At 33.2% G+C, this 6,447-nt stretch carries 8 protein-coding genes and 1 pseudogene; 6 read left to right on the top strand and 3 right to left on the bottom strand.

Annotated features, from left to right (window positions below):
- Nucleotides 1-431, top strand: a pseudogene (locus HRU49_RS02655) (ribonuclease Y); the annotation flags it as partial.
- A gap of 66 nt (nt 432-497) precedes the next feature.
- On the opposite strand, the gene HRU49_RS02650 reads toward HRU49_RS02655, so the two are convergent.
- A complete protein-coding gene (locus tag HRU49_RS02650) occupies nt 498-1,406 on the bottom strand; it encodes a tyrosine recombinase (protein WP_296353881.1) in 909 nt (302 codons plus the stop codon).
- A 219-nt stretch (nt 1,407-1,625) separates the two neighbouring features.
- On the opposite strand from HRU49_RS02650, the gene HRU49_RS02645 reads away from it, so the two are divergent.
- The 5 genes from HRU49_RS02645 (at nt 1,626) to HRU49_RS02625 (ending at nt 4,511) form a co-directional block, all read left to right on the top strand.
- Nucleotides 1,626-2,132 carry a porin family protein gene (locus HRU49_RS02645; protein ID WP_296353879.1) on the top strand — a complete coding sequence of 169 codons (507 nt, stop codon included), beginning with the start codon at nt 1,626-1,628 and terminating at the stop codon, nt 2,130-2,132.
- Between the two features lie 155 nt (nt 2,133-2,287).
- Nucleotides 2,288-2,860 (top strand): outer membrane beta-barrel protein, encoded by a 573-nt coding sequence (locus tag HRU49_RS02640; protein WP_296353877.1) that lies wholly within the window; start codon nt 2,288-2,290, stop codon nt 2,858-2,860.
- A gap of 78 nt (nt 2,861-2,938) precedes the next feature.
- Nucleotides 2,939-3,358, top strand: coding sequence for a type II 3-dehydroquinate dehydratase (gene aroQ, locus HRU49_RS02635; RefSeq protein WP_296353874.1), 420 nt, complete (start codon nt 2,939-2,941; stop codon nt 3,356-3,358).
- Between the two features lie 32 nt (nt 3,359-3,390).
- Nucleotides 3,391-3,822: a hypothetical protein gene (locus HRU49_RS02630; protein ID WP_296353872.1), complete on the top strand. Its 432-nt coding sequence runs from the start codon at nt 3,391-3,393 to the stop codon at nt 3,820-3,822.
- A 143-nt stretch (nt 3,823-3,965) separates the two neighbouring features.
- A complete protein-coding gene (locus tag HRU49_RS02625) occupies nt 3,966-4,511 on the top strand; it encodes a porin family protein (protein ID WP_296353870.1) in 546 nt (181 codons plus the stop codon).
- A gap of 46 nt (nt 4,512-4,557) precedes the next feature.
- On the opposite strand, the gene lpdA is transcribed toward HRU49_RS02625, so the two are convergent.
- Nucleotides 4,558-5,934: a dihydrolipoyl dehydrogenase gene (gene lpdA / locus HRU49_RS02620; RefSeq protein WP_296353868.1), complete on the bottom strand. Its 1,377-nt coding sequence runs from the start codon at nt 5,932-5,934 to the stop codon at nt 4,558-4,560.
- 56 nt (nt 5,935-5,990) lie between these two features.
- Nucleotides 5,991-6,447: DUF1572 family protein (locus HRU49_RS02615; protein WP_363146172.1), on the bottom strand; the 457-nt coding region annotated here is incomplete at its 5' end.

The raw sequence follows: 6,447 nt of genomic DNA, 5'->3' as shown, positions 1-6,447 counted from the left end.
TAGAAACACCTCATGCGATTTTAGGTATGCAATGGGCTGAAAAGCACGGTGAAAAACCTGAGGTATGTAATGCCATTGGAGCGCACCATGATGAAATAGAAATGACCACTATTTTATCTCAAATAGTTAAAGTTTGTGCTGCAAATTCTGGCGCAAGACAAGGTGCTAGACGTCAAGTCTTAGACTCATACATTCAGAGACTTAAAGATTTAGAAGATGTTGCATTTGGATTCACAGGTGTTAAAAAAGCATATGCTATTCAAGCAGGCCGTGAATTACGTGTTATTGTAGAAAGTGAAAAGGTATCCGATGATAAGGCAGCGAGTTTATCATTTGAAATATCTCAAAAAATTCAAACGGATATGACTTATCCTGGACAAGTAAAGGTGACTGTAATTAGAGAGACACGTGCAGTAAATATTGCCAAGTAAAATATAACTAACTCAAATTTTTAGTATAGGTGTTTAAATTTAAATTTAAGTTTTAAATACCTATTCTTATTTTCTTGGGTGATATTTATTTAAAATATCGGTCAAATGTGAACGATCCACATGCATGTAGATTTCAGTAGTTGTTATACTTTCATGACCAAGCATCATTTGAATTGCTCTAAGGTCAGCACCATTTTCTAAAAGATGCGTAGCAAAGGAATGTCTAAACGTATGAGGGGATACATTTTTCTTTATTCTCGATTTTTCAACTAGTCTTTTAATGATAGTAAACACCATTGCACGTGTTAGTTTTTTGCCTTTATAGTTGAGGAAAAGAACATCTTTTGAACCTATATCAATCAAAATTTGTTGCCTTATAGATTTCCAAATATTAATATAACCTTGTGTGCTTGTACTAATAGGAACAAATCGTTCTTTATTACCTTTACCTACGACTTTTATAAAGCCTTCATCAAAAAACAAATCTGAAATTTTGAGTTCAATTAACTCACTTACTCTTAAACCACAACTATAAAGGGTCTCTATAATCGCTCTATTTCGTTCTCCAAGATTTACTCCATTAAATTGGTAACTCAAATCAATGTTAGAAATAAGACAATCTATATCACCAAGGGATAATGTCTCAGGAAGTTTCCTTCCTATTTTCGGAGTTTCAATGAGATCCATTGGGTTATCTTTCCTGTAATTCTCAAAAGCTAAATAGTTAAAAAAGTTACGAAGTCCTGAAATGATTCGTGCTTGAGATCTCGGATTAACAGCCTTTGAGATGTGATATATAAATTGCTTAAGAGTCTCGTTGTTTATCTTAACTGGAGATGCATCTATCTTAAATTCAGTCAAGTAAGCAATTATCTTTTTAATATCGTACTTGTAGTTTTCTATTGAGTTTTCTGCTAAACCACGTTCAAGTTTTAGGTACAATAAATAATCCTTTAAAGCGCTCTCCCAATCCATGCCTAAAAATAGTAATAAATACCAAATAGTTTAACGAATTGACTACGTGCTTTGTAATAATTTCTTAAAAAGTTGTTAATAACAAAACAATTAAAGTGTTGAAAATAAGATATTTAAATTATTTTGTTTGCAAAACTGTTAATAAGTGTGCCTAGAAACTTTATTATTTGAGAAAAAAGGCTTTAGTTTGCATTTATCAATTTTAAAACTTTAAAAATTATGAAAAAATTATTTTTAGCTGCTTTTGCAGTATTTGCTTTTGCAAGTGTAAACGCTCAGGATTTTGGTCTTACTGCTGGATATGTAAACAACAGTTTTGATGGTGATGATAGTGCGTCTGGTTTTAGCATAGGTGCTTTTGCTGTATTTGAGATATCAGAATCTTTTAGTGTTCAGCCAGAATTGGCTTATTCTACTTCAAGTGTTGATGATGCTAGTTACAACTTAATCAATATTAATGCTATGGCAAGATATAGCGTTTCTGAAAAGTTTAACATTTTAGCTGGTCCTCAATTAGGATTCGCAAGTGGTGATATTCCAGATGCTTTAGATGCTGCTTTTGGAGATGATTTTAGTTCAATGAACTTACAATTGGCTGCAGGTGTATCTTATGACTTTACTGAGAACATTTTTGCACAGGCGCGTTATGGTTTCCAGTTAAACGAGCATGTTGATGGAATTGGTTCTGTAAACACATTATCTTTAGGTGTAGGTTACAGATTCTAGTAACTCAATAATACTAATCAAAAGGGACGATTTTTATCGTCCCTTTTTTTGTGAATAAAATTGATCAATTAAATAATAAATTAACGCACAATAGATGTTTAAATCATAAGCAAAATTTTACATTTGTCGTAATTATTTTAAAACTCAAAAAACGAATGAAAAAAATTATTCTATCTGCTTTAACGTTATTCACCGTTGTGTTTCTAACTCATGCTCAGGATGATGACAAAGCTTCAACTACAACTACTAACTTTGGAATCAAAGCTGGTTATTCAACGATCGCTGTTAAACTCAAAGTAGATGGTGGTGGTTCTGCATCTGATGATGTGAGCGGTTTTTATGTTGGAGGTTTTGTAGAGATCAATGTGGCTGAAAAATTTGCAATCCAACCAGAATTGGTCTATGCATCATATTCTGAGTCTGGAGGAAGTTCAGGTGTTCTATTGGTACCTATATTAGCAAAATATAAGCCAGAAGAAAAGCTTGAAATATTTGCAGGTCCTCAATTTGACTATTTTACAAATGAGGAGGATGCTGAGGGCTTAAAGCGCTTAGGACTAGGATTAACATTAGGTGCAGGATATAAAGTTACTGATAATATTACCCTAGATGCTAGATATAGTTTTGGACTCAGTGATCGAATTGAGGATGGTATAGATGAGTTAGAAGGATTTGATGTTGAAGCAAGATTTAGTTATTTTCAAGTAGGTTTAGGATATACGTTCTAGGTCTTTATTAAGATGAAATTTATTTAACCGAAGTTGAGAAGCTTCGGTTTTTTTTAGTTATTTTAATATCTTTATAACATGAAGAAACTCATCATAATCAATGGTCCAAATTTAAATTTACTTGGTAAAAGAGAACCAGAAATTTATGGTAGTGAAACCTTTGAAGATTATTTTGAAAAGTTAAAAGTTAAATTTAACTATTTTAATATTGAATATTATCAATCCAATATTGAAGGAGAGCTTATTGATAAAATTCAAGAAGTTGGATTTAGTTATGATGGCATAATTCTTAATGCTGCTGCTTATACACATACCTCAGTTGGAATTGGTGATGCAATAAAAGCTATTAGTACACCAGTTGTTGAAGTTCATATTTCAAATACTTTTGCTAGAGAAGAATTTAGACATCAATCTTTTATATCGCCAAACGCTAAAGGTGTAATTTTGGGTTTTGGAATGTCCAGTTATGATTTAGCAATTCAAAGCTTTATTGTTTGAAAAGTTATATAGTGATATTATGCTGTATATTTATGTCAATATCTTATGCTCAAGATTTTGGCATTAAGGCAGGCCTAAATTTCACATTTTTTAAAGTAGACGAAGGAGATTTTGGGACGAATCCAGATACTGAAATAGGAAGTTATGGTGGTGTATTTTTAGATTTCGAAATTGACAATGGTTTTCATATACAACCTGAATTACTTTATACAGGAGTAGGTGATTTTAAATTTTTAAATGCGCCTATTTATCTTAAGTATGATATTTATGAGTCGTTACATATTTTAGTTGGACCAAGTGTCAATTACTTTTTTGACTTTTTCTCGAACAAATTCAAGGTACGGGCAGATCTAAGTCTTGACTATGACTTCTCTCAAGAAATGAGTATACATATGAAGTACACCATTGGATTTGAAGAGTTATCTCCAAATGTACTTTTTTTGGGTCTAGGCTATCGGTTATAAATACAAAGATAGTATATCATAAAAAATTAAGTCTTTTCGCATAGAATTAACAGCTGTTTTTGATTTAATTGTGAGTTAGTTAGGAATTATTAACAGATTACAATCCTAGTTTTATAGTTGCATAATTCTAACAACAATCAATTATGAAGTATTTTTTAATTCCTGTTTTTATTGTTTTTTTATCTATTAATGCTTTTGCTCAGGACAACGACAACCCTTTAGATAATTCATTTACCTTCGGTTTGAGAACGGGTTACAATACCTTTGCTTTAAGCGCGGATAACTTAACGCCATATACTAGTGGTTATTATGGAGGATTTTTCTTTGAAAAAAAGCTTTCAGAAATATGGGCATTGCAATTTGAAACAAATTTCAATTATAATGGGTCGTCGACGTTGCAATTCCCTTTGTTATTGAAGTATAAAATAGCGGAAAAGTTTCAGTTATTTGGCGGTCCTCAATTATCATATTCGTTTGAACAAAAAAATATAGATAAGGCGAATCGAAATAAGCGTTTTGGTATGTCTTTAATTTTGGGTATGCAATACGATATCAGTAAAAAGTGGTTTGTAGAAGCACGATATACTCACGGACTGACAGACCAATTTTCTGTTTTTCAAGGATTAAATGTTGATCCTGTTTTCGCGAAACAGCGCTCATTCAGTCTGGGCATTGGCTATAAGTTTTAAATAAAAAAAGCGATTCAATTGAATCGCTTTTTTGTTTCTAAAATTATTATAGGTGAATCACTTCATCATAAGCATCGGCAACAGCTTCCATAACAGCTTCACTCATTGTTGGATGCGGGTGCACAGCTTTTAAAACTTCATGCCCTGTAGTTTCAAGCTTTCTTCCTAAAACAGCTTCGGCAATCATATCGGTGACACCAGCACCTATCATGTGGCAGCCTAACCATTCACCATATTTGGCATCAAATATTACTTTCACGAAACCATCTTTATGTCCACCAGCACTTGCTTTACCAGATGCTGAGAAAGGGAATTTTCCGACTTTAATGTCAAATCCTTGTTCTTTGGCCTGAGCTTCAGTTAATCCCACACTAGCAACTTCTGGTGAACAATAGGTACAACCTGGAATATTGCCATAGTCTAAAGCCTCAACATGCATTCCAGCTATTTTTTCAACACAAAGTATACCTTCTGCTGAAGCAACATGTGCTAATGCCTGACCTGGTGTTACATCTCCAATAGCATAATATCCTGGGATATTTGTTTGATAGTAGTCATTCACTAAGATTTTATCTCTATCTACTACAATTCCAACATCTTCAAGACCTATATTTTCAATATTTGATTTAATACCCACTGCTGATAATACGATATCAGCTTCTAATACCTCTTCACCTTTTTTGGTTTTAACTGTAGCTTTTACTCCTTTTCCTGAGGTATCAACTGAAGTGACTTCTGCCGAAGTCATAATTTTAATACCAGACTTTTTAAAGCTTCTTTCTAATTGTTTCGAAACGTCGTCATCTTCAACAGGCACAATCTTTGGCATATATTCTACTATCGTAACTTCAGTACCCATAGCATTGTAGAAATAAGCAAACTCAACGCCAATAGCTCCTGATCCTACAACAATCATTTTCTTAGGTTGCTTATCTAAGGTCATAGCTTTTCGGTAACCTATTACCTTTTTGCCGTCTTGTGGTAGGCTGGGAAGTTCTCTCGATCTTGCGCCAGTAGCAATGATGATATGGTTGGCAGAATACTCTTTACCATCTACATCGACTTTCTTGCCAGGTTTTAATTTTCCGTAACCCTCAAGAACATCAATTTTATTCTTCTTCATTAAAAATTTTACTCCATTACTCATGCCATCTGCCACTCCGCGACTACGTTTTACTACAGCATCAAAGTCATGTGAAGCCTCTTTAACATTAAGACCATAGTCCTCTGCATGTTTTAAATATTCAAAAACCTGAGCAGATTTTAGTAATGCTTTCGTTGGGATACAACCCCAATTTAAACAAACACCACCTAAATTTTCCTTTTCTACAACTGCAGTTTTAAAACCTAATTGAGAAGCTCTAATTGCGGTAACATAACCACCAGGACCACTTCCTAACACTATAACATCGTATTTACTCATGAGTAATTTTTTAGTTAAAATTTGAGGCTACGAATTTACGAAACGTAAACGTAATATTAAAGGTCTTCTGTAAAATGTCTTTGTGTTTTATCTTTTGAAAATTTGTCTTTATTATAGGCCTTAGACTTACCTTTGGGAATCGATAAAGATTGCCAGTTTTCACCTTTTAAAAGTTTACCTAGCAGAATCATTTGGCCTATATGATAGGCGTAATGCATGGTTTGCCTATTAATAGCTTCAGTTACGGTGTGGCCATGATTTCTTATGTAAATTATTTTCTCTAGATCAGCTTCCGTTAAACAATTTAAGGCTTGGAATAGACAATCCCAGCCTTTGTTCCAAATCCCAATAATTTCTGTTTTATTTTGTAAAGTATCTATAAACTCATCATCACGTTGACGCCACTCTTTTTCACCATCTTCGGCTAGAAAGTTGGTCCAACGACTTAACATATTACCAGCTAAATGCTTTATGATAATGGCAACTGAATTAGAATCGTGAACAAATTCTTTC

Origin of the sequence: Winogradskyella sp., assembly GCF_013213975.1 — a bacterium.
GTDB lineage: Bacteria > Bacteroidota > Bacteroidia > Flavobacteriales > Flavobacteriaceae > Winogradskyella.
Note: the sequence above shows the minus strand (reverse complement) of the source record. Positions and strands in the feature narration are given on the sequence as shown.